The 23,550-nt window shown below is 68.7% G+C and carries 20 protein-coding genes, 1 tRNA gene and 1 pseudogene; 14 read left to right on the top strand and 8 right to left on the bottom strand.

Annotated features, from left to right (window positions below):
• Positions 1-22 precede the first annotated feature (22 nt).
• From MSPGM_RS15405 to MSPGM_RS15395, 3 genes are all read right to left on the bottom strand, one after another.
• On the bottom strand, positions 23-1,357 hold the full coding sequence (locus MSPGM_RS15405; RefSeq protein WP_012753236.1) for a leucine-rich repeat-containing protein kinase family protein: 1,335 nt from the start codon (positions 1,355-1,357) through the stop codon (positions 23-25).
• Between the two features lie 121 nt (positions 1,358-1,478).
• Positions 1,479-2,195: an HNH endonuclease signature motif containing protein gene (locus MSPGM_RS15400; protein ID WP_261925697.1), complete on the bottom strand. Its 717-nt coding sequence runs from the start codon at positions 2,193-2,195 to the stop codon at positions 1,479-1,481.
• Positions 2,196-2,396: 201 nt separating this feature from the next.
• Positions 2,397-2,472: transfer RNA gene (locus MSPGM_RS15395), tRNA-Lys, on the bottom strand.
• Between the two features lie 134 nt (positions 2,473-2,606).
• Between MSPGM_RS15395 and MSPGM_RS15390 the strand changes: the two genes are divergently transcribed.
• The gene (locus tag MSPGM_RS15390) at positions 2,607-3,674 is read left to right on the top strand and encodes a hypothetical protein (protein ID WP_012753235.1); all 1,068 of its coding nucleotides are present in this window, start codon (positions 2,607-2,609) and stop codon (positions 3,672-3,674) included.
• A 224-nt stretch (positions 3,675-3,898) separates the two neighbouring features.
• On the top strand, positions 3,899-4,156 hold the full coding sequence (locus MSPGM_RS15385) for a hypothetical protein (protein WP_003602368.1): 258 nt from the start codon (positions 3,899-3,901) through the stop codon (positions 4,154-4,156).
• Positions 4,157-4,181: 25 nt separating this feature from the next.
• Here MSPGM_RS15385 and tgt read toward each other — a convergent pair whose 3' ends face one another.
• The 3 genes and pseudogenes from tgt to queA form a co-directional block, all read right to left on the bottom strand.
• Positions 4,182-5,333: a tRNA guanosine(34) transglycosylase Tgt gene (gene tgt, locus MSPGM_RS15380; RefSeq protein ID WP_003602369.1), complete on the bottom strand. Its 1,152-nt coding sequence runs from the start codon at positions 5,331-5,333 to the stop codon at positions 4,182-4,184.
• Positions 5,330-6,172: a DUF4111 domain-containing protein gene (locus MSPGM_RS15375; protein ID WP_261925696.1), complete on the bottom strand. Its 843-nt coding sequence runs from the start codon at positions 6,170-6,172 to the stop codon at positions 5,330-5,332. Before MSPGM_RS15375 ends, tgt begins: the two co-directional genes overlap by 4 nt.
• Positions 6,169-7,274, bottom strand: a pseudogene (gene queA / locus MSPGM_RS15370) (tRNA preQ1(34) S-adenosylmethionine ribosyltransferase-isomerase QueA). Before queA ends, MSPGM_RS15375 begins: the two are co-directional and overlap by 4 nt.
• Before the next feature lie 92 nt (positions 7,275-7,366).
• Between queA and MSPGM_RS15365 the strand changes: the two are divergent.
• The 9 genes from MSPGM_RS15365 to MSPGM_RS15325 all read left to right on the top strand — a co-directional run bounded on the left by MSPGM_RS15365 (position 7,367) and on the right by MSPGM_RS15325 (position 16,931).
• Positions 7,367-8,827: an FAD-dependent oxidoreductase gene (locus MSPGM_RS15365; protein ID WP_003602373.1), complete on the top strand. Its 1,461-nt coding sequence runs from the start codon at positions 7,367-7,369 to the stop codon at positions 8,825-8,827.
• A 66-nt stretch (positions 8,828-8,893) separates the two neighbouring features.
• Positions 8,894-9,142, top strand: a complete 249-nt coding sequence (locus MSPGM_RS15360; RefSeq protein ID WP_003602374.1) for a hypothetical protein — start codon at positions 8,894-8,896, stop codon at positions 9,140-9,142.
• Positions 9,143-9,174: 32 nt separating this feature from the next.
• A complete protein-coding gene (locus tag MSPGM_RS15355; RefSeq protein ID WP_003602375.1) occupies positions 9,175-9,438 on the top strand; it encodes a hypothetical protein in 264 nt (87 codons plus the stop codon).
• 72 nt (positions 9,439-9,510) lie between these two features.
• Complete coding sequence (locus MSPGM_RS15350; protein ID WP_003602377.1) at positions 9,511-10,398, top strand: cation diffusion facilitator family transporter; 888 nt, start codon at positions 9,511-9,513, stop codon at positions 10,396-10,398.
• Positions 10,399-10,429: 31 nt separating this feature from the next.
• Complete coding sequence (locus MSPGM_RS15345; protein WP_012753232.1) at positions 10,430-10,600, top strand: hypothetical protein; 171 nt, start codon at positions 10,430-10,432, stop codon at positions 10,598-10,600.
• A 114-nt stretch (positions 10,601-10,714) separates the two neighbouring features.
• A complete protein-coding gene (gene gatB / locus MSPGM_RS15340; protein ID WP_003602382.1) occupies positions 10,715-12,187 on the top strand; it encodes an Asp-tRNA(Asn)/Glu-tRNA(Gln) amidotransferase subunit GatB in 1,473 nt (490 codons plus the stop codon).
• Positions 12,188-12,605: 418 nt separating this feature from the next.
• Positions 12,606-14,924: a diguanylate cyclase domain-containing protein gene (locus MSPGM_RS15335; protein ID WP_003602384.1), complete on the top strand. Its 2,319-nt coding sequence runs from the start codon at positions 12,606-12,608 to the stop codon at positions 14,922-14,924.
• A 3-nt stretch (positions 14,925-14,927) separates the two neighbouring features.
• Complete coding sequence (locus tag MSPGM_RS15330; RefSeq protein WP_261926406.1) at positions 14,928-15,617, top strand: putative bifunctional diguanylate cyclase/phosphodiesterase; 690 nt, start codon at positions 14,928-14,930, stop codon at positions 15,615-15,617.
• A 255-nt stretch (positions 15,618-15,872) separates the two neighbouring features.
• The gene (locus MSPGM_RS15325) at positions 15,873-16,931 is read left to right on the top strand and encodes a GGDEF domain-containing protein (RefSeq protein ID WP_003602390.1); all 1,059 of its coding nucleotides are present in this window, start codon (positions 15,873-15,875) and stop codon (positions 16,929-16,931) included.
• A gap of 13 nt (positions 16,932-16,944) precedes the next feature.
• Here the strand turns inward: MSPGM_RS15325 and MSPGM_RS15320 are convergent, their stop codons facing one another.
• Both MSPGM_RS15320 and MSPGM_RS15315 read right to left on the bottom strand, forming a co-directional pair.
• Complete coding sequence (locus MSPGM_RS15320; protein ID WP_003602394.1) at positions 16,945-18,297, bottom strand: sigma-54-dependent transcriptional regulator; 1,353 nt, start codon at positions 18,295-18,297, stop codon at positions 16,945-16,947.
• Complete coding sequence (locus tag MSPGM_RS15315) at positions 18,294-20,171, bottom strand: ATP-binding protein (protein WP_012753231.1); 1,878 nt, start codon at positions 20,169-20,171, stop codon at positions 18,294-18,296. The genes MSPGM_RS15320 and MSPGM_RS15315 overlap by 4 nt, the downstream gene beginning before the upstream one ends.
• A 310-nt stretch (positions 20,172-20,481) precedes the next feature.
• Between MSPGM_RS15315 and MSPGM_RS15310 the strand changes: the two genes are divergently transcribed.
• The 3 genes from MSPGM_RS15310 (at position 20,482) to MSPGM_RS15300 (ending at position 23,527) form a co-directional block, all read left to right on the top strand.
• Entirely contained in the window at positions 20,482-21,825 is a 1,344-nt protein-coding gene (locus tag MSPGM_RS15310) for a dicarboxylate/amino acid:cation symporter (protein ID WP_003605007.1), read from the top strand.
• A 193-nt stretch (positions 21,826-22,018) separates the two neighbouring features.
• A complete protein-coding gene (locus tag MSPGM_RS15305; protein WP_003605008.1) occupies positions 22,019-22,414 on the top strand; it encodes a GFA family protein in 396 nt (131 codons plus the stop codon).
• 228 nt (positions 22,415-22,642) lie between these two features.
• Complete coding sequence (locus MSPGM_RS15300; protein ID WP_003605009.1) at positions 22,643-23,527, top strand: elongation factor G; 885 nt, start codon at positions 22,643-22,645, stop codon at positions 23,525-23,527.
• Positions 23,528-23,550: the final 23 nt, after the last annotated feature.

Raw genomic sequence — 23,550 nt, 5'->3', positions numbered from 1 at the left:
ACGCGGCTGAACCCGTGATGGATCACGCATCCGCGTGACGATCCAGCGACAGAAGCGGAGATATGGTCCGAACAACCTCCGCCATCGACGGCCGCGCCCGCGGATCGGCCCCCCGGCAGGCCTGCTCCAGCACGCGCCAATCCGCGATGCCGGCGGGTTCGGTCGCGCAAAGGTCGAGCAATTCGCCGAGCAGGATGCCCCAGGCGCGGGTCTCGATGCGCTGCCAGGCCTCGCCGGCCTCGCCGGGCGGCAGCACGGAGGCGGCCCCGAAATCGCTCAGCACCGCCTCGCCCGCGTCCCCGTCCCACAAGGTGTTGTGGCCGTAGAGGTCGCCGTGGAGCACGCCGCAGCCATGAAGATGGGCCGCCGCCCGCGCCACGCCGGCCGCGATGCGCAACGCCGTTTCCGGCGCCAGGGCGAGATCCGGCGCGTAGACGTCGCGGCTGCAGCTTTCCAGGCTCGGCGATCCGGCCAGAACCCGCCAGCCCTCCGGGATCAGCGGCATCAGCAGCCCCTGCACCCCGTCCGGATGCCCCTCGATCCGCCCGAGCGCGCCGGTGAGGTGGGGATGCCGGCCGGCGGCGAGGCAGGCCGCCATCTCCTGTTCGGGCAGCCCGTCGCTGGTCATGCGGCCCTTGAACAGTTTCACCGCGACCGCCGCCTCCCCGTCCGGCCGACGCCACAAAGCCCGGTGGATCCGCCCCGAGGCGCCCTCGCCGAGGCACGGGCCGAGCGCGAGCGCCGCCCAGGGCACCTGCGGCACGCGGGCCGGCGCCGGCTCGCCGTCGAGGGGATTGCCGGCCCAGGCGATCCAGGCGAGCCGCGGCAAGGCCGTCAGCCAAGCGGGCAGCGCGTCGAAGCGGTTGGCGGAGAGGCGCAGCAATTCGAGGCTTGGCGCGCCTTCGAGCGAGGGTGGCAGCGCCGCCAGCCGGTTTCCCGCCAGCATCAGCTTCTGCAGGTGCGGGCGTCGGCCGAGGGCGTCGGGCAGGTGCGCGATCCGGTTGTCGGTCAGCGTGAGCCAGCGCAGGGCCGGCGGCAGCGCCTCGCCCGGCACCTCCCGCAGGCCGGTGGCGCGAAACCCGACTTGGCTCAGCGCCGGGCAATCCCCGAGGGCGGGCGGCAGACGCTCGAAGCGGTTGCCCGAGCAGAACAGGACGCGCAGCCGCTTGAGCCGGCCGATGTCATCCGGGAGTGCGGTGAGGCCGCAATCGCTGAGATCCAGCAGCTCCAGGGTATTGGCGAGGCCAAAAATTTCGGGCGGGACTTCTTTCAGTGTTCCGCTGAGGCGCAGTTCCCGCGCTCCGGCGAGGTCGCCGCGGCGGAGGGCGTGCAGCGTGGGGGGCGGTGGGGTGTCCATGGGAGTCTCGCGTTCGGTTCGAGACCGGGATGGCCGCGTGGCTACCGGTGAGCAAGCCTCATCGCGCGTGCCGACGGCTCCATTGGACGCGAAAGTTAGTCGGCTTCTGATCTATTCTTCATTAAAATACAACTCCAGTATCGTTTGACTGAGAGTATGACTCTGACATGATTATGTTAAATGGTATTAACAATACATGACTCGGGCTTACATCGACTATTCTTTGGTGGGCGTAAAAGAACCCACTGCTTATGTTGACTCCATTTTCCAAAAAATGTATCTTTACGGGCTTTATTGAAAATTTTGGCGTCATGGTCAAGTGTGGCCCTTCCATTGTGATGTCTTGCACGCCCGTTGAGACCAATACCTCACCGTTGCGTATCGAAAGGATGGGATTTAATACGGCATCTCTAATTTCAAGGTTCAATAATAGCGCGTCATCTTCCTTGATAAAGCTCGCAAAATGATCTCCCCCAGCGATAATCGCGCTAAACTTTTTTCCATCTTCGAGATAAGAGTCAAAAATGTTGGTTCCAATATTGAATCTAATGTGGTCTCCGTCGAAGAAAATTTGATGCTTAGTGGTGAAATCTCGTCTGCCATTGTACGGATTCGCATTTGCCTTACGGACTGTCTCACGTGGCAGTCGCTTGCTTGTTTTATCTTGGTGATGGGTTGGGCATAGCAGAGTAATGTTTTCTGCCGTATGTTCCTGAACCACAGCGTAATCATCGATGTGGTCATAGTGGACGACGGGAAGTCCACAGATAACGCAACCAAATCGACATCTCTGTCGAACTGTACGCTTGATGGCAGATGAAATTGCTGGTCTTGCCATCCGAAAAATCGCTTCCGTATCCCATTCGTGTCGCAAGGATCAAACTACCCCGACTTGTGACACTATGAAATCGTGTCATGTAGTAACGCTCAAGATGAGGAGTGAGATTTCAACAGCGAACTAAAGACGGGCGGTCGCCCAACGAGTTGCCCTAGAAATGCAGAGGACCTCGCAAAACTCAGCTAAGACAGTTGAGATGAGTGGTGAGCGCGCTGGGACTCGAACCCAGGACCTACAGATTAAAAGTCCGTTGCTCTACCAACTGAGCTACGCGCTCGCACCCGGTTCGCGCGGGGCCGCCGTGGGGCGGGCCGGTTGCGCTCGGGGCGTGGGGCTCGCAATAGGGGGTCGGGCCGGGAGGGTCAACACGGCTTCCGCATGGTGCCAACCGCTGAGTCGATACGAAACCCGATGACGAGAGCGAATCCGCCGGGCGCGCCGCCGGAATGGCGGCGCTTCGTCCTGCTGTTCCTGGCTGTGGCAGCCGTTCTCGGCGCCGTCTGCATCGGCTTCGTGGCCGTCCTCGACCCCTACGGGTTGAGGGCCGGGCCGGGGCGGGCGCAGGGGCCGCTGATGGATGGCAACCAGCGCTTCATGTACCCGCAGATCGCGCGCAGCGGTGCCTACGATGCTGCGGTGTTCGGCACCTCGACCCTGCGCCTGCTCGATCCGGCGGATCTCGGCCACGCCTTCGGGGGCCGCTTCGCCAATCTGTCGATGAATGCGGCGACCCCCTACGAGCAGAGCGAGTTGGCCCGGCTGTACCTGCGTCACGAGCGGCCGAAAACGCTGCTGTTCGGCATCGACCCGACATGGTGCGAGCCGGATGCGGCCGAGCGCCGCCTGACCTTCCGCGCCTTTCCCGCGTGGCTCTACGGACGCATCACCCTGTGGGACGCGCTGCGGCAGGTGAACTGGCAGAGCCTCGGCACCGCTTTCGAGGCCGCGCTGTACCGGCTCGGGCTCGTGCGCGCGCGGCTTGCCGAGAACGGCTACGCGGTCTTCACCCCGCCCGAGGCGCTCTATGACGCGGCCCGCGCGCAGGCGCATATCCGCAGCGCAGGGGCGATCCAGGCCGCCGCCGAGGCCGCGCCGGGCTACCGGCCGACGCCCGCCGAGGCGGCGATGCCGGCGCTCGGCTGGCTCGACGCGCTCCTGGCGCAGGCCCCGCCCGAGACCCGGACGCTTCTGGTCTTCCCGCCCGTCCACGTCTCGCAACAGGCGGCGCCCGGCTCGCCCGTCGCCGCGCGGGAGGCCGCCTGCAAGGCGCAGGTGACGCGGATCGGTGCGGCCCATGGGGCGACCGTGGTCGATTTCCGCATCCCGTCGCCGATCACGACGCAGGACGCGAATTACTGGGATCCGCTGCATTACCGGCTGCCGATCGCCGGCCGGATCGTGGCCGGTCTGAAGGCGGCGCAGGCGAGCGGGCGCGACGATCCTGAGGGCACCTACCGGGTTCTGGCGCACGCGCCGTAGGCCGGAGCAAGACGCGGCGCTGGCCGAAAAATTCGATGAACCGCGCCGCGGAACGGGGGTTCTCCGTGGCGCATGAGTGGCTTGGTCCGTGTGGCTTGGACTGCCACGAGCCGGCCGTACTCTCGCCCGATCGGCAGGCTCTACACCCCGCGGCCCCTCCCGCTGCGCCTGCCTCGAAGGCAGGGGCGGACGGGGGCCGTATTATCGGAGTTGCAGAGAGTCCCATGATCGCACGCACAGCCATCGCCCTGATGATCACCACGAGCGCGGCTCTGGCCGGCCCGGCGGCGGCACCGGCGGGGGACCGCGACGCCCTGCGGCAGTACTGCACCGGGGATTACCTCAGCTATTGCGGCGAGTTCGCGCCGGACAGCACCGAGGTGCGCGCCTGCTTCAAGCAGAACAAGGCCAAGCTCTCGCCGGGCTGCCAGGCGGCCATCACCAGCTACAACAAGGCCCAGAAGCGCGCCGACCTGCGCTAGATCGTCCCGAAAGCCCGGCGGGGCGTCAGCCCTTCGCGGCGGCCTCGGCCCGCGCCCAGCCGTCCTTGGTCTCGGCCACGAAATCCGCAAGCCGCCCGGCCGCAATCGCGGCGCGCATGCCGGCCATCAGCGCCTGATAGTAGGCGAGGTTGTTCCAGGTCAGCAGCATCATCCCCAGGATCTCGTCGGACCGGACGAGGTGGTGGAGATAGGCGCGCGAATAGTCCCGCGCCGCCGGGCAGTCCGAGGCCTCGTCCAGCGGCCGCGTGTCCTCGGCGTGGCGGGCGTTGCGCAGGTTGATCCGGCCGTGCCTTGTATAGGCGAGGCCATGGCGGCCGGCGCGGGTCGGCATCACGCAATCGAACATGTCGATGCCGCGCATCACCGACTGCATCAGGTCGTCGGGGGTGCCGACGCCCATGAGGTAGCGCGGCTTGCCGGCCGGCAGATGCGGCTCCACCGTCTCGATCATCGCCAGCATCACCGCCTGCGGCTCGCCGACGGCAAGCCCGCCGATGGCGTAGCCCTTGAGGCCGAGATCGGTCAGCGCCCGCGCGCTCTCGACGCGTAATTCGGGCACGTCGCCGCCCTGAACGATGCCGAAGAGTGCCTTGCCGGGCTGCTCGCCGAAGGCGACGCGGCAGCGCTCGGCCCAGCGCAGGGACAGGTGCATCGCCTTCTCGATCTCCGGCCGCTCGGCCGGCAGGCGCACGCATTCGTCGAGCTGCATCTGGATGTCGGACCCGAGCAGGCCCTGGATCTCGATCGAGCGCTCCGGACTCATCCGGTGGGCGGTGCCGTCGATATGCGAACGGAAGGTGACGCCCTCCTCGTCGATCTTTCGCAGGGCCGAGAGCGACATCACCTGGAAGCCGCCGGAATCGGTGAGGATCGGGCCCTCCCAGCGCATGAAGCGGTGGAGGCCGCCGAGCCGCGCCATCCGCTCGGCGCCGGGGCGCAGCATCAGGTGGTAGGTGTTGCCGAGCACCACGTCGGCGCCCAGATCGCGCACCTGCTCCGGATACATCGCCTTCACGGTCGCGGCCGTGCCCACCGGCATGAAGGCCGGCGTGCGGATCTTTCCGCGCGGCATGGCGATGTGGCCGGTGCGGGCTTGTCCGTCGGTGGCGGAGACCGTGAAGGAGAAGTCGGTCGGGGGATCGAGCGGTTCGGTCATCGGTCCGGGGATGTGGGAGGCTCGGGGCGGGCGTGATAGCCCGGCGCGGCGTCGATCAGGAAACGCATCGCATCGAGGCCGGCCCGCATCGTCGCCTGCGACACCGCCCCCAAGTCGCCGAAACGGGCCGCGAGGGCGTCCTCGACCGCTTCGTGATAGGTTTTCGGGAGCAGGACCGTCAGGCGGCGTCCGGCCTCGGTCTTCGAGACGATCCGGCCGCTGGCGAGGGTCTCAATGATGCGGCCCACCCCCAGCACGCCCCATTCCAGGGCCCCCGCATCGCAGGCGTCGTCGGGCGCCTTGCCGGCCAGCGCGGTCTCGTGATGCACGAGCCAGGGGCGCCAATGGGCTTCGAGGTGGGCGAGGCCGTAGGCGTGCAGCGTTGCATCATCATCGGCGATGTTCAGCGCCGCCGGCGTCGCCCCAAGGATCGGACGGCTGGACCGGGCAAGGCACCGCCAGGTGGCCGGGTTCACCCCATGGCAGGGCTCGCCGCTGCGAAGCTGCCCATCCACGCTGAAGGGCACGACGGCGTCGGGCTCCGGCGGGTGACGCAGGGCCTCGATCGGCAGGTAGAAGCCGTCGAAATGCGGCCCGCCGGCCCGCGCCAGGGCGGCGTGGACCCGCGCCAGCGCCTCCGTCTCCGCCCCACTAAGGGGGCCGTCGAGGCAGGCGACGAAATCGATGTTGCTGCGGCCCGGCCGGAAATCACCGAGCGCCACCGAGCCGACGAGATAGAGGCCGCGCAGTTTCGGGCCGCCCTCGCTCGCCATCAGGCCGAGGAAGCGATCGACGGTGCGGGCGACATCGACCCGGAGCGGTGGGCGCCGGCTGCTCATGTGATGGACTCCGAAACCGGGGCACCCTCCGGAAACAGCAGGCTGGCATCGCCGTAGGAGTAGAAGCGATAGCCGGATTGGATCGCGTGGGCATAGGCCGCACGCATGGTGTCGAGGCCGGCAAAGGCCGAAACCAGCATGAACAGGGTCGAGCGCGGCAGGTGGAAGTTCGTCACCAGGGCATCGACCGCGCGGAAGCGGTAGCCCGGCGTGATGAAGATGTCGGTGGCCCCGGAGAACGGGCGGATCGTGCCGTCCGGGTCGGCCGCGCTCTCCAGCAGGCGCAGGGCAGTGGTGCCGACGGCGACGACGCGATTGCCCCTCGCCCGTACGGCGTTGAGCCGCGCGGCGGTGGCGGCATCGAGGATGCCGATCTCGGCGTGCATCCGGTGGGCGTCGGTGTCGTCCGCCTTCACGGGGAGGAAGGTGCCGGCCCCGACATGCAGGGTGACGTGGACCCGCTCGATCCCCGCCGCATCGATGCCGGCGAGCAGTGCGTCCGAGAAATGCAGGCCGGCAGTGGGGGCCGCGACCGCGCCGGGCTCGCGGGCATAGACGGTCTGGTAGTCGGTCGTGTCCTGCGCGTCGGTGGCGCGCTTGCCCGCAATGTAGGGGGGCAGCGGCAGGGCACCGAGCCCGGCAATGGCCTCGTCGAGCGCCGGCCCGGACAGGTCGAAGCGCAGCAGGATCTCGCCGCCCTCCCCCGCTCCTCCACCGTGGCATCGAGCCCCGACAGGGCGCAGACTTCACTGGCGCCCTCGCTGCCGAAGCGGATGCGGTCGCCGGGGGCGAGGCGCTTGGCCGGGCGGGCGAAGGCGCGCCAGCGATCGGGCGCCTCGCGCAGGTGCAGCATCGCCTCGCAGCGCTGTCCCGAGCCGCCGGCCCGATGGCGGATGCCGGAGAGCCGCGCGGGGATCACCCGCGTGTCGTTGAAGACGAGGGCGTCGCCGGGGCTCAGCAGGGCAGGCAGATCACGCACGCCGCGATCCGCCAAGGGGTCGCCGGGGCGCACCACGAGCAGGCGGCTCGCGTCGCGCGGGCTCGCCGGCCGCAGGGCGATCGCCGCCTCCGGCAACTCGAAATCGAACAGGTCCACACGCATCCCAGGGCCATCAGCACGGATGGGCGCCCGACGCAAATGGCGGATTGATCGCAGAAGCCGGCCGGAGCAGCATGACACCGGAGGCATCGCCAATGGCAGACGTCCTGATCGTCGGCGCCGGGCCGGTCGGCCTGACGCTCGCCTGCGAGCTGGCGCGCTACGGCGTCAGCATCCGGCTGATCGACCGCGCACCTCAGGCGACGCAGACCTCGAAGGCGCTCGTCGTCTGGTCGCGCACCCTCGAATTGATGGACCGGATGGGCTGCACCGAGGCCTTCCTCGCGGCGGGCCTGCGCGCCCGCGGCGCGACGCTGCGCGGTGGCGGCCGGGTGCTCGGCGGCCCGGACTTCTCCGACATCGCCAGCCCCTACGCCTTCGGGCTGATGATCCCGCAGAGCGACACCGAGCGGCTGCTGGCCGAGCACCTGCGCGGCTTCGGGGTCGCGGTCGAGCGCGGGGTCGAACTCACGCGCTTCTCACAGACCGCCGACGGGGTGGAGGCACGGCTCTCCCACGCCGATGGGCGCGAGGAGCAGGTGGCGACGGCCTTCCTGATCGGCTGCGACGGCGCCCACAGCGCCGTGCGGCACGGGCTCGGTCTGCCCTTCCGCGGCACGGCGCAGGGCGACGAGTGGCTGCTCGCCGACATCCGCCTCGACGGCGCGGGGGTCCCGCCCGGCGACGCGATCGCGGTCTATTTCCACCGGGACGGTCCGTTCGTGATCTTCCCGATCCCCGGCGGCCGGGCGCGGGTGGTCGCCACGGTCGGACGCGCGGACGGGCGGCCAAGGCCCGATCCGACGCTGGAAGAGGTGCAGGCCCTGGTCGCCGCGCGGGCTGGGCCCGGCCTCCGCGTCTTCGATCCGGTCTGGCTCAGCCGCTTCCGCATCCATGAGCGGAAGGTGTCGGAGTATGGCCGGGGCCGCGTGTTCCTGGCGGGCGATGCCGCGCATATCCACAGCCCGGCGGGCGGCCAGGGCATGAATACCGGCATGCAGGACGCGGTGAACCTGGCCTGGAAGCTCGCCCTGGTGCGGCGCGGCGCGGCCGCCCCATCGCTCCTCGATAGCTACAGTTCAGAGCGCAACGCCGTCGGCGAGATGGTTCTGCGTAATGCCGGGTGGCTCACCGCCATGGCGACGCTCACCCACCCCCTCGCCCAGGCCGTCCGCAACCGCGCCCTGCGTCTGTTCCTCGGCTTTCACGTCGTGCGGCGCCGGATGGCGGCGACGATGAGCGAAATCGCGATCGGCTATCCCGCCTCTCCGCTCTCGGTCGGGCCCGGCGCCGGCCGGCGCTGGCGGCCGGAGGATGCGGCCGGCCCGCCGCCGGGCGCGGGCGCCGACCCACGCTTCGTCCTCTACGCGGCGGATGCCGAGCGCGGGGCGGCGCTCGCCGCCCGCTTCCCCGGTCTGGTTCAGCCCGTACCACGAGCGAACCCCGAGCCGGGGCGCCTGCATCTGGTGCGCCCCGACGGGTATGTCGGCCTCGCGGCCGGCGCGGCCGACTGGGACGCCGCGGCGCACTACCTGAAAGAACGTGGACCGGTCTGAACGCGGTGCAGCCGAGGCGCCTTTTCGCGCGTTGAGGTAGCGATTCGACGGAGAACGCCGCCCACAATGAAATGGTTTGCAATCAGCCCGCGGGATTCCGCCGACCCGCGCTGGCCGCTTCCGGAAACGCCGCGGATTACCCTCAAGGCCGAGAACGCGAACGACGCCCGCCGCCGCTTCGAGGAAGCCTATCCGAGCGAGCCCTTCGGCACGCCGGGCCATCCCACCGGCGATGTCGGACTCGGCAGTTTCCGGGGTGATGCGGAGGCGCTGCTGGTCGAGGCGACCGACACGCCGCCCGCGCCGGACGCTTGAACCGTGCCGCCGGCCACAGGAATCTTCGCGCCATGACCGAAACCATGACCGAAACCGGCAGACGCCCCCCGCACGAGACCCTCGACGCGCAGCTCGTGCGCTACTGGGAGCGGGAGGCCGCTCGCTTCGACGAATTGTCGGCGCGGGCGAGCTTCGGCTGGATCAGCCGCAACTATGCCCGCAGGGCGCAGCGTGCCCGCGAGAAGGCCGAGCGCAGCCGCGCCAAGGAGGTCGCCCGCGGACGCCGGCCCGCATCCGTGCAGGCGGCTGATCGGGACGGCGATAGCCCGAGCTAAAACCTTTGCCGTGGCCTTCCGGGGCCACGGATCGTAAGGGCGGGGCCGTCCCCTCCCGCCCCCTTGAGCCGCATGACAGGAACCGAAAAGGCTGCCCTGGCCAGCGCCGCCGTCGGCGTGCTCGTCACGGCGCTGAAATTCACCGCCTATTGGCTCACCGGCAGCCTCGCGCTCTATTCCGATGCGCTGGAGAGCATCATCAACGTCGTGGCCGCGGCCTGCGCGTTCCTGGCCGTGCGCGTCGCCGCGCAGCCGGCCGACGAGGATCACCCCTACGGCCACCACAAGGCGGAGTATTTCTCCGCGGTGATCGAGGGCGCGCTGGTCATCGTCGCCGCCCTGCTGATCCTGCGCGAGGCGTATTTCGGCATCCTCGATCCGAAGCCCCTCGACGCGCCCGCGCTCGGTCTGGCTGTCAACGGCGTCGCCACCATCATCAACGCGATCTGGGCGACGCTGCTGTTCCAGCGCGGCCGGCGGCTGCGCTCGCCCGCCCTGTTGGCCGATGCCCGCCACATCCTCGCCGACGTGGTGACGTCGGGCGGCGTGCTCCTCGGTCTCGGCTTCGTCCTCGCCACGGGAACGCCGGTGCTCGATCCGGTCGTGGCAGGCTTGGTGGCCCTCAACATCCTCTGGTCGGGCTGGACGATGGTGCGCGATTCCATCAACGGCCTGATGGATCAGGCGGCCTCGCCCGAAATGGTCACGCGCATTCGCGCCCTGATCTCGGCTCACAGCGAGGGCGCCCTAGAGGCCCACGACGTGCGCACCCGCCATGCCGGCAGCGCCACCTTCATCGACTTCCACCTCGTCGTGCCGGGCGAGATGACCGTGTTCGAATCCCACGCGATCTGCGATCGGCTGGAGGGCGTGATCGAAGCGGGGATCGAGGGCGCGGTCGTGGTGATCCATGTCGAGCCGGGCGATCAGGCCAAGCTGCGCGGCGTGCCCGTGATTTGAAGCCGGCTTCAGGCGCGATATGGGGGCTCGCATGAAGCGGGTGTTCCTCACCTCCACGCCGAGCCACCGCAATGCCTCCGACCTGTTCGACGGGGGCTGGGCGAGCGATCTCAGCGAAGTCGTGCCCAATCTGATCCGGGTGCTCGCCCATCACGGGCTTACCGAGACGACGACCCCGACTTCGGGAACGGCCCGGCCGTGACGCTCGCCGCGCAGCGGCTAGGCGCGGCTTCACCGGCTTGACCCGTCCGGCACGGTCTCCCTACACACTCGGACAGGCGCCGATCCGGCAGCGCCGGCACTGAAGTCGAAGAGAATGACCGAGCGCGTCGATCCGAAGAAGCTCATCAAGGGCGGCCTCTACGACTGGGAGGTCGTGATTGGCATGGAGATCCACGCCCAGGTCACGAGCCGCTCCAAGCTGTTCTCCGGCGCCTCGACCGAATTCGGCGGCGAGCCCAACGACCACGTCTCGCTGGTCGATGCGGCCATGCCCGGCATGCTGCCGGTGATCAACGAGGAATGCGTCGCCCAGGCCGTGCGCACCGGTCTCGGGCTCAAGGCCCAAATCAACCTTCGCTCGGTGTTCGACCGGAAGAACTACTTCTATCCGGATCTGCCGCAGGGGTACCAGATCTCGCAGTACAAGGACCCGATCGTCGGCGAGGGCGAGGTGCTGGTCGATCTGCCCGAGGGCGAGTCGATCACGGTGGGCATCGAGCGCCTGCACCTCGAACAGGATGCCGGCAAGTCGCTGCACGATCAGGATCCGACCAAGAGCTTTGTCGATCTCAACCGCTCCGGCGTGGCGCTGATGGAGATCGTCTCCCGGCCCGATCTGCGCTCCTCGGAGGAGGCTCGAGCCTACGTGACGAAGCTGCGCACGATCCTGCGCTATCTCGGCACCTGCGACGGCGACATGGAGAAGGGGAGCCTTCGCGCCGACGTGAACGTCTCCGTGCGCCGCCCCGGTGAGCCGCTCGGCACGCGCTGCGAGATCAAGAACGTCAACTCGATCCGCTTCATCGGTCAGGCCATCGAGACCGAGGCGCGCCGCCAGATCGCGATCCTGGAGGACGGCGGCAAGATCGATCAGGAGACGCGCCTCTACGACCCGGGCAAGGGCGAGACCCGCTCGATGCGCTCGAAGGAAGAGGCGCACGATTATCGCTACTTCCCCGATCCCGACCTGTTGCCGCTCGAATTCGATCAGGCCTACGTCGATGCGCTGGCCTCGGGCCTGCCGGAACTGCCGGACGCCAAGAAGGCGCGCTTCATCAAGGATTTCGGCCTTAGCGCCTACGATGCCGGCGTGCTCGTCGCCGAGCGGGCCTCGGCCGACTACTTCGAGGCCGTCGCCCGCGGGCGCGACGGCAAGGCCGCCGCGAACTGGGTCATCAACGAGCTGTTCGGCCGCCTCAACAAGGAGGGGCGTAGCATCGAGGACACGCCGGTCTCCGCCGAGCAGCTCGGCAGCATCGTCGATCTGATCGGCGACGGCGTGATCTCAGGCAAGATCGCCAAGGACCTGTTCGAGATCGTCTGGTCCGAGGGCGGCGACCCGCGCGCGATCGTCGAGGCCCGCGGCATGAAGCAGGTCACCGATACCGGCGCCATCGAGGCGGCGGTGGACGCGATCATCGCCGCCAACCCCGACAAGGTCGAGCAGGCCAAGGCCAAGCCGACCCTGCTCGGCTGGTTCGTCGGCCAGACCATGAAGGCGACGGGCGGCAAGGCCAATCCGGCCGCGGTCAACGCGCTGCTGAAGGACAAACTCGGTATCGAGTAGGTCCGGTGGTCGCACCTAGAGTGCGTTCATACCAAGGGGCCACCGGTTCGTCGGAAGAATGCGCGGCAACGCGATGACCTCGGTCGCTTTTTCAACGAAGCGGATGCCGGTTCGGCGAAAGAAGGCGCATTGAAACAGAGACCTGGAGACGTCGGCTCGATGCAATCCGATCGGATACAACTCTAGCCAGATCAGGATTCGAGCCGTTACCGCAGATGTTGGTCCGGCGGTCGCCGGGCGACCCTCGGGCCAACGTTAAGTCAATTCGCAGTTCGCGTCGTGAGGGGCGCGGGCGGGGAAATATTTTCAGGAATTGTCTCTCAGCATCCAATCTCCTTTAACTTCGAGCTGAGAAGCTTCGCTCTCCCAACCAGCCTCGGGCGCCGGCCTCGGTCGACGCTTTCGGGGGAGCCAAGCGATGTCCGCGTCCCGTCCGGTGCCACACAGCGATCGTGGAGCCGCCGCACCCGTCCAGAACGCGCCGCGAGAGGACGGGCTGGAAAGCCGCCTCGACGCCCTGTGCCGCTCCGTCGCCGAGGTCTTCGCAGTCCCGATGGTGGCGATCGCGCTCATCGACGCGGATCGCATCCGTTTCCGCGCCCGCTACGGGCTCGCGGAGGCCTTCATCGACTGCGAAGACGCCCTCTGCCAACACACGATCCGCCAGCCACGCGGTCACGCCCTCGTGGTGCCGGACCTGATCCGTGACAAGCGTTTCGTCCATTCTCCCCTCGTCGTCGGCGCGCCGCATGCCCGCTTCTACGCGGGTCTGGCGATCCGCTCGGGAGCGGGCCGGGTCGTCGGCACGCTGTGCCTGATGGATCGGGTGCCGCGGGTCGATGTCTCGTCCGACCGAGTGCGCATCCTGCAAGAATTGGCGCTCGTCGCCGAGGCGCATCTTGAACTCGACGAAGCCCGCCGCGCGAGCGAGGCCGCGGAACGCCGGCGGGCGGAGGCGCATCTCCTGGAATGGGAGGCGCGACAGAGGGCGCTCGAGGCGGCCCACGCCATGGCCGAACAGATCGCCGCCTTCGGCCATTGGCGGATCGATGCGGCCACCCGCACCATCGCGTGGTCGGACGGGATCGCCCGCATCTTCGGGCGCAACGCCGAACGCGCGACGCTGCCGCTCGAAACCCATATCGGCTTCTATCATCCGGAAGACCGCGAACGCGTCTGGGCCGCCATGGACGAGGCGCTCGCGGGCCGCAGCCGGACTCTGGGTGGCGGCTACGAGCACCGCTCTCGCATCCTTCGTCCCGACGGCGAGATCCGGGTGGTGGCCGTTCACGGGATCGGCGAACACGATGATGCGGGCCGGCTCGTCTCGATCTTCGGCGTCTGCCTCGATGTCACCGGCATGGCCCGCACCGAGCAGCGCCTTCGCGAGACCGGCGAGGCGATGCGGGCCGCTCTCGAGGCGATGGATCAGGGCCTCGTCATGATCGGCCCCGACGACCGGGTTCAGGTCCACAACCAGCGCGTCCGCGATCTCCTCGAACTGCCGGAGGACGTCCTGCACGAGGGTGTGTCCTACGGGGCGGTGCGGCGCTTTCTCGGCCGGCGCGGCGAGTTCGTGCATGCGCCGCCCGAAGCCCAGGAATGGCTGGAGCACGGTGACTTCCCGCCCGGCGTCCAACGCTACGAGGGGATGCGGCCCAACGGCACGATCCTGGAGGTACGGCACGCTCCGATGGCCGCCGGCGGCCACATCTGCACCTTCACCGACCTGACGGCGTCGCGGCAGAGCGAGGCGGCCCTGCGCTCGGCCGAGGCCGATTACCAGTCGTTGTTTCAGAATGCGGTGATCGGCGTCTATCGGGCCCGGCTCGACGGCGGCATCGTCCAAGCCAACCGGGCGCTCGCCCGGCTGCACGGCTACGGCGATGCGGGCCAGTCCTTGCCGGAGGGCGGCTTCAGCCACGACTGGTACATCGAGCCGGGCCGGCACGAGGCCTTCCTGGCCTGCCTGGAGCGGGAAGGCCACGTCGAGGACTTCGTATCCGAGGTGCGCCGCCACGCGGGCGGGGAACGCATCTGGGTCTCCGAGACGGCCTGGGTGGTGCGCGACGCGGCGGGCCGGCCGATCTGGTTCGAGGGCACCGTCGCGGATGCGACGGAGCGCAAGCGGGCCCAGGCGCTGATCGAGCACATGGCCCGCCACGACGCGCTGACCGGGCTGCCCAACCGACGGCTGTTCCAGGAGACCCTGGCCCGGGAGATCGACGGGGCCCTGCGCGACGGCGGCTCGGTGGTGGTGCTGTGCTGCGACCTCGACCGCTTCAAGGCGGTCAACGACACCTTCGGCCATCCCGCGGGCGACGCCCTGCTCCGCGTCGTCGCGGGCCGCCTCCGCGCGACCCTGCGCGAGGGCGACGTGGTGGCCCGGCTCGGCGGGGACGAGTTCGCGATCATCTTGCCAAGCCGGGGGAAGCAGCGCCGCATCGCCGCCTTCGCCCGCCGGCTGATCCAGGCCGCCGGGCGGCCGGTCGATCTCGGCGGCCGCGCCACCACCGTCGGCGTCAGCATCGGCGTGGCGGTTTGGCCCAAGCACGGCGACAGCGCCGACACCCTGTTCAAGAACGCCGACATCGCACTCTACCGGGCCAAGGATTCCGGGCGGAACACCTTCCGTTTTTACGAGAGCGGGATGGCTCTCGCGGTCGTGACCCGCAACCTCCTGGAAATCGAGATGCGCGAGTCGATCCGCTCCGGCGGGTTCGTGCTGCATTACTAACCGATCTTCGCCCTTGCGGACGGTGCACCGCAGGGCTTCGAGGCTCTGTTGCGCTGGAATCATCCGTTGCGCGGGCCGATCTCACCGGGGGCCTTCATCCCGCTGGCGGAGGAGAGCGGCCTCATTACCCAGCTCGGCGCCTGGGCGCTGCACGAGGCCTGCCGCGAGGCGGCGTCCTGGCCGGGCGATCTGCGGGTCGCCGTCAACGTCTCGGCGGTGCAGTTCCGCAAGACCGGGCTAGAGCAGAGCGTCATGCGCGCGCTGGCGGCCTCGGGCCTACCGGCCGGGCGGCTCGAACTGGAGATCACCGAAAGCGTGCTGATGCAGGATTCGGACGCCGTAATCGGTTCTCTGCACCGTCTGCGCGCCATGGGCGTGCGGATCGCGCTCGACGATTTCGGCACGGGTTACTCGTCCCTGAGCTACCTGTGCCGGTTCCCCTTCGACAAGATCAAGATCGATCGCGCCTTCATCCGCGACATCGACGAGCCCGTGGCGGCGGCGGTGGTGCGCGCGGTGGTGGGTTTGGGCGAGCGCCTCGGCATGGCCATCACCGCCGAGGGCGTGGAGACGGAGGAGCAGTTGGTGCAGGTGCGGCGCAAGGGCTGCACCGAGGTGCAGGGCTTCCTGCTCGGCCGCCCGTTGCCCGCCGCGGAGGCCATGACCCTCGTCGCGGGGCGGGTGGCAGCCTGAACCGACGCGCGAGGACGGCCGGATGGCGGCACCTGTCGAGGGCGGATCGGCGGAAGTCCTGAGCGGAGGGCGAACCGGCGGGTCGATGGGAAAGACTGAAATTTAAGAGTAATCGGCTATCGCTTTGGCCGTGACGTCGATGGCGAGAGCGGTGTCCGACCCGGTTGGGTCGGGCACCGCTCTATCCTCTTGTTTGCGGCGCTTTCTTTCGATGAACCGGAACCCACTTCGTCGGAAAGCGCTCGAGGGGCGGTGATGCAGGGACAGATGCAGCAGGCGGATCCGGACCTCGACCGCGCTCTGGCTCCCGCGCACCGCGCCTGGGAGGCGCTGCGGCAGTATGCGCTGCCGCCCTCCCCGCGGAACTACGAATTGCTGCACACCTTCTTCGCCGGCGCCAATCCGCCGCTGAGCGAACGCCTCGCGGCCTGTCTGGCACCCGGTGGAACGCTGACCGAGGAGCAGGCGAGCGCGCTCTACGACGCCTGCATCGCCGAGACCGGGACGGAGGCCTCCGTGCTCGATGGAGCGGGCCGGCTGGCGGAGGCGGCCGGTACTCTGGCCGAGCGCGTCGCGGGAAGCCGGAGGGCGCTCGCCGGCTATGGTGACGCCCTGACCCATTGGTCCGGCCGCCTGAATGCACGTCCGACCGCCGATGAACTGATGACGGCGCTCGTCGCCTTGATCGGCGAGACCGAGCAGGCGCAGACCCGCAACCACCTGCTCGAGGAGCAGCTCTCGGCCTCCGCCGCCCACATCGCCAAGCTGCACAAGGATCTCGTCGAGACGCAGCGCGCGGCGGCGACCGATGCCCTGACGGGGCTTGCCAACCGCAAGACCTTCGACGGCTTCCTGCGCGACTCGATCGCCCGCACCCGGAGCGATTCCGGCAGCACCTTCTCCCTGCTCATGCTCGATATCGACCACTTCAAGGGTCTCAACGACCGGCACGGCCACCGCTTCGGCGATCAGGTGCTGCGCCTCGTCGGACGGCTGCTCAGCGCGAAGACGACGGATCGCGACCTCGCCGCGCGCTACGGCGGCGAGGAATTCGCGATCGTGCTCGGCGAGGCCGGCATCGGTGCCGGCGTCGCGCTCGCCCAGGAGATCTGCGGCCGGCTGCGGGGTCAGCGGCTGGTCAAGCGCGGCACCGGCGATGTCGTGGCACAGGTCACGATCTCGGCCGGCGTCGCGCAATACAGGCCGGGCGAAGCCGCCCGCGACGTGGTCGAGCGGGCCGACCGCGCGCTCTACGAGGCCAAGCGGACCGGACGCGACCGCGTCTGCCCGACGCCGCGGGCTGCGGTCGCGTGAGGTCTCGCGGCGATCAGCGGAAATCGGTCGGCGCGAGGCCGTAGCGGGCGATCTTGTCGTAGAGGGTCTTGCGCGGCACGCCGAGGGACTCGGCTGCCAGCCGCACGTCGCCGCCGGCCATGATCAGCTCCTCCCGGATCAGCCCGCGCTCGAACCGCTCGACCTGGTCGGACAGGCTGAGAGCCGCCGTCGGCGCCGCCTCCGGGGCGGCCTGACCGGCGAGGCCCAGCGCGCAGCGTTCGGCGAAATGATCGAGTTCGCGCACGTTGCCGGGCCAGGAATGGCGCAGCAGGTGGTCGCGCATCGCCGCTGTCACCGGGGGCGCCTCGCGTCCGAACCGGGCGGCGGCGCGGGCCAGGAAGTGCTGGAACAGCATCAGGATGTCCTCACGCCGCTCGCGCAGGGGCGGGATCACGACCGTGACGACGTTGAGCCGGTGGTAGAGGTCGTCGCGGAACGTGCCGGCGGCGGCCTCCTGGCCGAGATCGACCTTCGTGGCCGAGACGACCCGCATATCGATCGGCCGCCGTTCGTTGGTGCCGAGCGGCTCGACCACCCGCTCCTGCAGCACCCGCAGCAGCTTCACCTGAAGCGCCAGCGGCATGCTCTCGATCTCGTCGAGGAACAGCGTGCCCCCTTGCGCGTGCTCGATGCGCCCGACCCGGCGCTTGAGCGCCCCAGTGAAGGCGCCGGCCTCGTGGCCGAAGAGTTCGCTCTCCACCACGCTGTCGGGCAGCGCACCGCAATTCATCGCGACGAAGTTCTTCGAGGCGCGCCGGCTCCAGCGGTGGAGGGCGTTGGCCACCACCTCCTTGCCGGAGCCCGTCTCGCCGAGCACGAGCACGTCGACATCGGCGCCGGCCACGTCGCGCACGAGGCGGCGCAGGCGCACGATTTCCGGCGAGATGCCGAGGAAGGCGGGATCCTCCTCGACCGCTGCGTCGAGCCGGGCGATGAGCCTGCGGTTCTCCAGAACGAGGCGGCGGCGGTCGAGGGCGCGACGAACCGAACCCATCAGCGCTTCGGCTGGATAGGGCTTGGCCAGGAAATCGTAGGCGCCCGAGCGCATCGCCGCGACCGCCATCGAGATGTCGCCGTGCCCGGTGATGAGGATCACGGGCAGGTCCGGGTCCTCGGCCTGGATCCGCTCCAACAGGGCGCGCCCGTCGAGACCCGGCAGGCGCACGTCGGTGACGACCACCCCCGGTGGCTCGGCCCGGATCGCTGCGAGGGCGGGTTCCCCCGCCTCGAAGGTCTCGACCTGGAAGCCGTCGAGTTCGAGGCTCTGGCGGTTGGCGCGCCGCACGTCCTCCTCGTCGTCGATGAAGACGATCCGCTCGGACGCGCCGTCCGGCTCGCTGCTCATATGGCCTCCAGGCTCCCGACCGGCTTCGCGTTCCGCTTGTCCTGCGCCGCGTCCGCCGGGGCTGGGGCGCGGGTCAACTCCATCCGGAAGGTCGTGCCGTCGGCGCCCGAGTGCAGCCCGAGCGTTCCGCCGCATTCCTCGACGATACCGCGGCAGATCGCCAGACCGAGCCCGAGGCCTTCGGATTTCGTGGTGAAGAACGGGTCGAACACCTGCGCCCGCACGGCTTCCGGGATGCCCGGTCCGTTGTCGGCGACCTCGACCGCGATTCGCTCCTCGCTCGCCTCGACCCGCAGGGCGATCCACGGCTCCGGGCGGCCGGTCACGGCGTCGAGGGCATTCTGCATCAGGTTGACGACGACCTGTTCCAGGCGCGGCCCGTCACCGAGCACGGCGAGATCGGGCGCGGGAAGTGGCGCATCGAGGGCGATGCCGGCTTGCGCCGCGCGCCAGGAGACGACTTCGAGGCTCCCGCGGACGATATCGGCGAGGCGTACCGGCTCGCGCCGGCCCGAGGCGCGGCGGGCGAAGCCCTTGAGCTGGCGGGTCAGGGTGCCGATGCGCTCGGTCAGCCGACCGATCGCCGAGACGTTCTCCGCCGCATCCTCGACGCGTCCGCGGCGCACGAGAATCGCGGTGTTGTCGGCATAGGAGCGGATCGCGGCGAGCGGCTGGTTGATCTCGTGGGCCATGCTGGCCGCGAATTGGCCCAAAGCCGCGAGCCGCCCGGCCTGGGCCAGTTCGCGGCCGAGGCGCTCGCGCTCGGCCTCGGCGCGGCGGCGCTCCTCGATCTCGGCGAGAAGCTGCCGGTTGGCCTCGCTGAGCGCGTGCGTGCGCTCGGCCACCCGCGCCTCCAGGTCCTCGCGCCGGGCGGCCGCCTCGGCAAGCCGGGTCCGCATCCGCCGCCGTCGGCCCATCAGCATGGCGAGCCCGGCCCAGGCGAGACTCGTCGTCAGGAGGGCGATCACCCGGCCCTGCGCCCGCTCGCGCTGAACCGCGGCGGCGATCGGGGTCAGGGTGTGAAGGCGCCATTCGGTGCCGGGGATCGGGGCGTCGAGCATCAGCGCCGGCCAAGCGGGCTTGGCGCTGCCGCCGACCCGGACGAGATCGTCCGCGCCGAGATCGGCGTAGAGCGGCAGGGGCAAGAGCGTCGCCTCGCCGAATTCGAGCGCCTCGCGGATGCGCTTGCGCTCCGCCTCGTCGATGGCGCGTAGCGCCTTGAAGCGCCAGGCCGGGTCGCTCGCCACCAGCACGATACCGCGGGCATCGGTGACGAACACGCTCTCGCGGCTCGTGCGCCATGCCGCCTCGATCGCGTCGAACTCGATCTTCACGACGACGACGCCGGCCGCGCGGGGCAGCCGGCGGGCGAGATAGTAGCCCGGCCGGCCGCTGACGGTGCCGAGGGCGAATTGCGAGCCGGAGCCGGTCGCCATCGATTCCCTGAAATAGGGGCGAAAGCCGTAGTCGCGGCCGAGGAAGCTCTTTTCCGAGGTCGCGTTGCTCGCAGCGACCGTCACGCCGTCGGTGCCCATCACGTAGATCACCGCGGCCCCGGTCGCCTCGGCGATCTGAGCGAGGCGGCCATTCACACCCTCGACGAGTTCGGGGTCGGGCGCGGGTGCCACGATGCGGGCGATCTCGGGGTCCGCGGCGAGCGCGAGCGGAAGCGAACTCTGCGCCTGCATCTCGGCCCGAAGCGCCGCAACTTGGAGTCCGAGCGTCGAGGAGGCCGAACGCCGCAGATCGGTCAGCGCCCACCGTTCCGCCACCCGACCGCCGAGCCAGCCCGACAGCAGCAGAGCCGCGAGCCCCGCCAGCACCACGAGCGCCCGCCGGTAATCTTTCGCGGAAAGCGGAGCGGCGACGATCACCGCGGCAAGTCCAGTGCGAAATTCCGGAACGATCCGGAACCCTGCGTGCGGATCACCGCACCAAGCATTCCAGCGCCTTGCACCTGCGAACGTGAAATATCATTCATTTCAGTGCTTTAACAAAAAGTTATCGGCGCCTTCGGATTGGCATGCCGGTTGCCATTCCCTGATCGTAACGCAGCCATGACTGAACTGCAGAGCTGTGTGCCGCGAGGCCAAAAGCAAGAGCGGACGGTACCGGAATCCTCCTCGGGGGCGTCCGGCGAACCGATCCGACGGACCGCCCACCGTCCGACAGGGAGAAACGCCCATGGCCACCGTGCCGTCCCCTTTGACCGCGCCCCACGCGCCGCCCGCACCCAAGCCGCTCTATCGCACGCTGTACTTCCAGGTGCTGGTCGCCGTCGCCATCGGCATTGCCCTCGGGCATTTCTACCCGAAGCTCGGCGCCGACATGAAGCCGCTCGGCGACGCCTTCATCAAGCTCGTCAAGATGATCATCGCGCCGGTGATCTTCCTCACCGTCGTCTCCGGCATTGCCGGCATGACCAATCTCGAGAAGGTCGGCCGCGTCGGCGGCAAGGCGCTCATCTACTTCATCACCTTCTCGACGCTGGCCCTGATCGTCGGCCTCGTCGTCGCCAACGTGCTCCAGCCCGGCCACGGCCTGCATATCGACCCGAACTCGCTCGATCCGAAGGCGGTCGCGACCTATGCCGGCAAGGCCAAGGAGCAGAACATCGCCGACTTCCTGATGAACATCATCCCGACGACGGCCGTCGGTGCGTTCGCGGGCGGTGAAATCCTCCAGGTGCTGTTCTTCTCGGTGCTGTTCGGCTTCGGCCTCGCCTTCCTCGGCGAGCGCGGCAAGCCGGTGCTCGACATCATCAAGGTGATGTCGGAGGCGATCTTCGGCGTCGTCAACATCATCATGAAGGTCGCCCCCATCGGTGCCTTCGGCGCGATGGCCTTCACCATCGGCAAGTACGGCATCTCCTCGCTCGCCAACCTCGCCTACCTCGTCGGCGCCTTCTACCTGACCTCGGCGATCTTCGTGCTCGGCGTGCTTGGCGCGGTCGCCCGTTACAACGGCTTCTCCATCCTCAAGCTCATCCGCTACATCAAGGAAGAGCTGATGCTGGTGCTGGGCACCTCCTCCTCGGAGTCGGCCCTGCCCTCGCTCATCGACAAGATGGAGAAGGCCGGCTGCTCGCGCCCCGTCGTCGGCCTCGTGGTCCCGACCGGCTACTCGTTCAACCTCGACGGCACCAACATCTACATGACGATGGCGGCGCTCTTCATCGCCCAGGCCACCGACACCCCGATCACCTACGGCGAGCAGATCCTGCTGCTGCTGGTGGCCATGCTCTCCTCGAAGGGCGCTGCGGGCGTGACCGGCTCGGGCTTCATCACCTTGGCCGCGACGCTCGCCGTCGTCCCCTCCGTGCCGGTCGTCGGCATGGCGCTGATCCTCGGCATCGACCGCTTCATGTCGGAGTGCCGCGCCCTCACCAACTTCATCGGCAACGCGGTGGCCTGCATCGTCGTCGCCCGCTGGGAAGGTGAGGTCGACGAGGCCAAGCTTCACGCCGCGCTGGGTGGCAAGCCGGTCGCCGAGGCGACCCCTGCCCCGGTCCTTCAGCCGGCTGAGTGATCCGGTCAGGAGGGCGCACCGTCCTGCGTCCTTCGTCCGGTATGGGAGCCGCGGCAGCCGGAAAAGGGCTGCCGCGGTTTCTCGCTTTCTGAGGCCTCTCAGAGCGCATTTTCGCAGCGTCTGTTCTTACCGGTCCTTCGGGACGATGCTCTATCCTCCGGCGCATTGCTGCTTCGCGATTCGAGGAGGTTTCATGCTCAAGGGACGCTGCCATTGCGGGGCCATCACCTACGAGATGCCGAGCGAGGTGGCCCATAACACGCTCTGCCACTGCTCGGATTGCCGGCGCCATTCCGGCGCGCCGATGGTCGGCTGGGCGACGGTGCCGGCCGAGCGCGTGACGATCTCCGGCGAGCCCTCGGTCTACGCCTCCTCCGAGCACGGACGGCGGCATTTCTGCGGGCGTTGCGGCACGGGCCTGTTCTACGTCAACGAGCAGACCCTGCCGGGTATGATCGACGTGCAGACCGGTACCCTCGATACGCCCGAAGCCCTGCCGCCGCAGGCGCATATCCAGGTGGCCGAGCGCGTCGCCTGGATGGAGGAGGCGCACCGGTTGCCGAGCTTCGAGCGGTTTCCGGGCGGTTGATACCAAGCTGTATGGACCCCGACCGATACTCGGTTTCCAGGCGTTCGGCGGAAGCTCGCCACGCTGCCGCGTGAGCAATCGGCGACGAGCCCTCATCGTCGTCGATTGTATGAGGTCTCCTCCGGGACATGCGCGGGGTTTTGTATTCTACCCTATGTTGCATTGACCTGATGCGCCTGCGAAGCAGAACAGGCGGATAGCCGGTCCGTCGCCTGCCAAGAGCCCGTCATGCCGAGTGCGCCGTGGCTGCTGATCGAGATCTCCGTCGCGGCTGTGTCCGACGGTAACCGGAGCAGCCTGCGCAGCGCATTGCTGGAATTGGTGGCCGAGACTCCGGGCCTTGATTTCTCGACCGATTCGACGGCCGGCCAATTCATCTTCAAAGCCGGGACCGAGCGGTGTCTCGGCGCCGCACTCGAGCGTCTTCGAGCCGGTCCGATCGCCTTCGAGACCGGGCGGCTGCAGGTTGCTTATCGCGAGAGACTGACCCGGCGACGTGAGATCGACTTCCTGCACAAGCGTGTGATCAAAGGCAACGAAGGCCAGTTCGCGCGCGTGAAGCTCCGGTTCGAACCGAGCGAGCCCGGTGTCGGCAACGTGTTCAACGCGACAATCGCCGAAGCGACTCTGCCGAGGGAGTACGTCGATGGTATCGAGAGGGGCGTCGCTTCGGTGCTGACCGCCGGTGTCGTGGCCGGCTGTCCGGTTATCGACATCACCGTTGAACTGATCGACGGCGCTTATCACAAAATCGATTCTTCGCCCCTCGCCTTCGAAATCGCAGCCCGCGCAGCTTTCCGTGAGGCGCTTCACGGCAGCGCCGTGCTCGCCGAGCCGATCATGGCAGTCGAAATCGCTGGACCGGAGCGATCCGCCGCACGGGTGATCAGCGACTTGCAAGGTCGCCGCGGTCTGATCCGGGACAGGAGTGTGCGCAGCGACGCGACCATCATCACCGCGACGGTGCCGCTCGCTGAAATGCTGGGTTTCTGTTCGCGCCTGCAATCCGTGGCCGGCGACGAAGCCTGCTTTTCAATGGCATTCAGCCATTATGCACCCGTCCCATCGTTGGATCTCGATCCGCCGCCGATGGTTGCTGCGCTACGCGCGTGAGGATCTTGCGCCGAGCGTGAGAG

This window comes from Methylorubrum sp. GM97, assembly GCF_024347855.1.
Lineage (GTDB): Bacteria > Pseudomonadota > Alphaproteobacteria > Rhizobiales > Beijerinckiaceae > Methylobacterium > Methylobacterium extorquens.
This window is presented reverse-complemented; position numbering and strand designations above follow the sequence as displayed.

What these genes read in the sequence shown, in the direction of transcription:
- MSPGM_RS15400 (WP_261925697.1), bottom strand. Translation starts at nt 2,195, where the DNA reads ATGGCAAGACCAGCAATTTCATCTGCCATCAAGCGTACAGTTCGACAG.
- MSPGM_RS15310 (WP_003605007.1), top strand. Translation starts at nt 20,482, where the DNA reads ATGGCCACCGTGCCGTCCCCTTTGACCGCGCCCCACGCGCCGCCCGCA.
- MSPGM_RS15405 (WP_012753236.1), bottom strand. Translation starts at nt 1,357, where the DNA reads ATGGACACCCCACCGCCCCCCACGCTGCACGCCCTCCGCCGCGGCGAC.
- tgt (WP_003602369.1), bottom strand. Translation starts at nt 5,333, where the DNA reads ATGACCGAACCGCTCGATCCCCCGACCGACTTCTCCTTCACGGTCTCC.
- MSPGM_RS15300 (WP_003605009.1), top strand. Translation starts at nt 22,643, where the DNA reads ATGCCGAGTGCGCCGTGGCTGCTGATCGAGATCTCCGTCGCGGCTGTG.
- MSPGM_RS15345 (WP_012753232.1), top strand. Translation starts at nt 10,430, where the DNA reads ATGAAGCGGGTGTTCCTCACCTCCACGCCGAGCCACCGCAATGCCTCC.
- MSPGM_RS15320 (WP_003602394.1), bottom strand. Translation starts at nt 18,297, where the DNA reads ATGAGCAGCGAGCCGGACGGCGCGTCCGAGCGGATCGTCTTCATCGAC.
- MSPGM_RS15360 (WP_003602374.1), top strand. Translation starts at nt 8,894, where the DNA reads ATGAAATGGTTTGCAATCAGCCCGCGGGATTCCGCCGACCCGCGCTGG.
- MSPGM_RS15365 (WP_003602373.1), top strand. Translation starts at nt 7,367, where the DNA reads ATGGCAGACGTCCTGATCGTCGGCGCCGGGCCGGTCGGCCTGACGCTC.
- MSPGM_RS15375 (WP_261925696.1), bottom strand. Translation starts at nt 6,172, where the DNA reads ATGAGCAGCCGGCGCCCACCGCTCCGGGTCGATGTCGCCCGCACCGTC.
- MSPGM_RS15390 (WP_012753235.1), top strand. Translation starts at nt 2,607, where the DNA reads ATGACGAGAGCGAATCCGCCGGGCGCGCCGCCGGAATGGCGGCGCTTC.
- gatB (WP_003602382.1), top strand. Translation starts at nt 10,715, where the DNA reads ATGACCGAGCGCGTCGATCCGAAGAAGCTCATCAAGGGCGGCCTCTAC.
- MSPGM_RS15305 (WP_003605008.1), top strand. Translation starts at nt 22,019, where the DNA reads ATGCTCAAGGGACGCTGCCATTGCGGGGCCATCACCTACGAGATGCCG.
- MSPGM_RS15385 (WP_003602368.1), top strand. Translation starts at nt 3,899, where the DNA reads ATGATCGCACGCACAGCCATCGCCCTGATGATCACCACGAGCGCGGCT.
- MSPGM_RS15355 (WP_003602375.1), top strand. Translation starts at nt 9,175, where the DNA reads ATGACCGAAACCATGACCGAAACCGGCAGACGCCCCCCGCACGAGACC.
- MSPGM_RS15325 (WP_003602390.1), top strand. Translation starts at nt 15,873, where the DNA reads ATGCAGGGACAGATGCAGCAGGCGGATCCGGACCTCGACCGCGCTCTG.
- MSPGM_RS15350 (WP_003602377.1), top strand. Translation starts at nt 9,511, where the DNA reads ATGACAGGAACCGAAAAGGCTGCCCTGGCCAGCGCCGCCGTCGGCGTG.
- MSPGM_RS15335 (WP_003602384.1), top strand. Translation starts at nt 12,606, where the DNA reads ATGTCCGCGTCCCGTCCGGTGCCACACAGCGATCGTGGAGCCGCCGCA.